3 protein-coding genes are annotated in these 2,984 nt (G+C 40.9%); 1 reads left to right on the forward strand and 2 read right to left on the reverse strand.

Annotated features, from left to right (window positions below):
* Positions 1 to 216: 216 nt before the first annotated feature.
* Together ACI35L_RS05340 and ACI35L_RS05345 are read right to left on the reverse strand one after the other, a co-directional pair.
* Positions 217 to 930 (reverse strand): GNAT family N-acetyltransferase, encoded by a 714-nt coding sequence (locus tag ACI35L_RS05340; protein WP_439802399.1) that lies wholly within the window; start codon positions 928 to 930, stop codon positions 217 to 219.
* On the reverse strand, positions 920 to 2,131 hold the full coding sequence (locus tag ACI35L_RS05345; protein WP_439802400.1) for an MFS transporter: 1,212 nt from the start codon (positions 2,129 to 2,131) through the stop codon (positions 920 to 922). The genes ACI35L_RS05340 and ACI35L_RS05345 overlap by 11 nt, the downstream gene beginning before the upstream one ends.
* A gap of 228 nt (positions 2,132 to 2,359) precedes the next feature.
* Here ACI35L_RS05345 and ACI35L_RS05350 point away from each other — a divergent pair, with 228 nt between their 5' ends.
* Positions 2,360 to 2,815 (forward strand): GNAT family N-acetyltransferase, encoded by a 456-nt coding sequence (locus tag ACI35L_RS05350; RefSeq protein WP_439802401.1) that lies wholly within the window; start codon positions 2,360 to 2,362, stop codon positions 2,813 to 2,815.
* Positions 2,816 to 2,984 lie beyond the last annotated feature (169 nt).

The following is a 2,984-nucleotide window of genomic DNA, read 5'->3' on the forward strand; positions in this document are numbered from 1 at the left end:
TTTAGGTGGTTTTATGCTGTGTTGGCTCCGGTAGTATTGTATTTCGCTACTTGGGGTATACTGCCTCCTTATGTGTATGTCCTCGTAGCTATCGTATGTTTGTTATCTACGCTATTCATGACTGGAGTAATGAAGAAGCAATCGGCAAGGGAAGAGTAAATATATGCTGTTGCATAAACAAAGCCAGTTCAAAGGTGAACTGGCTTTTCCCTTTATTTAGTTGACTCTCTTATACACCTTATTCTTCTCCAATTCCATACAGCCATTCTTCTTAAAGACCTGGAGCATGGGTAGATTTTTATGACTCGTACTGCCAATATAATAGGCTGCTCCAAATGTACGCATAAGAAGATTCAATGTATGCTGGTGGATGAGGATACTTTTTCCTTTTCCTCTTTCTTCGGGAATTAGGCCAAAATAAAAGATTCTCCCCTCTTGAGCTGTTCCTTCCTCTATATGAGGGATAGTCACTCCGATTGGTTGGCCTTTTTCATATACCATGATGCAAGACCGGCGGTATTCAGAACCAAGTTCGATTTTAATTGATTCCATTTGTTCCTCCGCATTCATAGAGGGAGTAGCATTTAAAGAAGCGTGCATTACTTGATTCCAGACTGTAGTGAACTCCTTTTCAGATATGGTGTAAAGGTCTATGAAAGTATATGGGCTATGAGCTGGCTCAATATTTAACTCCTTTTGCACAGTGATGATTTCATCATGGAACTGAAAGTCATACTCCTGTAAAAGCCGTTCTATCTCCGGGCTGAATTGGCTGTTCACGAGAATGTTAAGATACCGGATGGCATTAACACAGGGTTGTTCCATTAGATCGATGATGAATTCAGTCAGCTCTTCCTCTGAAAGATATTTCGTATCTTCAATTGAGATGAAATTGGCTCCTTTAACGATTTTGACTTTCTCAATTGTCATATCTTCCCCTCCAGTGCTCCGTAAATAACATTCTATACTTAAACATGAGCAGGCTCGCCACTCCTAGTATAAGGGCAGAAAGAATAAACACAGCTCTCACCCCAAATAGATCAGCGCCTATACCCATTAATAGGGAAGCGAAACCAAATGTCCCAGTAGAGAGGGCGCCGAGTGAGGTATACACAGTTGATAGCTGCTCCTTAGGTACACTCCTTTGAATGACCGTTTGCTGGGGAATGTCTTTTAATTGGGCGAAAAAGCCGATTAATAGGGAAAGAAATACAGCAATGAGCGGTATGCTGTTGAAGCTGAATAGCAGGGTGACAAGGAAGGAAGCTGCTATACTCCAACACATCACCATCCCTAATTTTCTCTCGATATAGGAGCTGTATTTAACACAATAGATACTCCCGATGATCAACCCAAAGAAGAATGCCCCATTAATAAATCCCCACCATCTCTCATCACTGTTCAATGCCTCGGTTACAAATACGAGGATGATGGCAGCGACCCAAACGGTACCTGCAATGGTTTCAAGAACATCCATCTTGGTGATTACCCGTAATACAGGAGTAGAAAAGATGGTTCTCCATCCTTTTTTCAATCGATCTTGTTTGGCGGTCTGTTCAATAGGAGCTGAGACAACATCAGCCAGCAGGCAAAGCAAGAGGCTTGCCAGGATGAACAAAACAACGGCAATCCAAATTAGTGCCTTTGAACTGACAAATAATAAAGCAGCGCTGCTGATAAACCACATAGTTGCTTGAATGAGCTGGGTAATGGACTCACCCAATCCATTTGCCTTCAACAGCTGCTCAGGATTCACATAATGAGGAATCAGAGCTTGTCGAATCGGGTTTGCGCAACCGTCAAGGAAGGCAATCAATCCAATAGTTAGGAATACCCATCCATAGGTTGATCCCGACAGCATGGACCAGCTTAAGCCTAATAAGATAAGTGAAAAGGTCTTGCCAATCTGCGAACCTGTCATTAACCATTTCAAACTGACTTTACCGAATAGTAGAGGAGTCAGGAGGCTTGATAAGAACATGGCGGATGTAATCGTAAACGGTACGAAGGAAGCCGCCGCTGCAGAGCCTGTCTGGGTAAAAATCAGATTGATGATACTGACCATATAGAGAACATCGCCGATATTAGCGGCAGACTGTCCCATAATGAGAAGGTTGAAATTTCTATTCAATTGTCTATCCCCCATTCATTTTATTGCTTTAAATATGAATGGGTTGACTCAAATTGGACTGTTCATTCAGAAGACACCTTTCATAGAAAGATAAATCATTGGGGGATAGATTTATCATAAGATCATCTATATGTATTCCATTTCTTTCAGTATAATCCTTCTTTTTAAAATTGATAAAAGGAATACATCTTCCAGTGAAGAATTAGTAATAACAAGGGGGAGTTAAATATGTATCAATATGTTAATGGGCTTGTTATTCGAGATGGCACGGAGGGAGTCCCGGCTGCGCAGGTCGAAAATCTTTTTAAGGATGCGGGCTGGGCACGGGATATACCATCATGGCAAAAGGAAAAGTACACACTAATATTCCAGAACTCAACCTGGGCTTTTACGGTTTGGGATGTTGATCGAATGGTGGCGATGGTTCGTGTGATCTCAGACAAAATTATGGCGGCTAATATTATGGACCTTGTGGTTTTATCGGAATATAAGGGGAGAGGGATTGGCCGAAGACTAGTTGAGCTTTGTGTCCAGAAGCTGCCTCATGGTGATTGGTTTGCACATACATCAGCAGCTAATTTCAGCTTTTATGAGAAGTGTGGATTTGAGGTAAAGGATTTAAATGAGAATGGAACCTGTGCTTACTATGGGTATATCAAAGCTCGTGAGGAAGGACATAGGTGAATTTATTTCCTCTAAATCCCAGTATATTTTATCGGACAAAGGTGGTATATTTAATGAGCTGATTCATTAAGCAATGGTTTTTGAAAAAAGTTATAAAAAAGTATTGCGTTAATGAAAAATATCAGGTATTATATAAAAGTTGCTTCCGAAAAACGAGATAAAAACTTTT

This window comes from Pradoshia sp., from assembly GCF_051873915.1.
Lineage (GTDB): Bacteria > Bacillota > Bacilli > Bacillales > Pradoshiaceae > Pradoshia.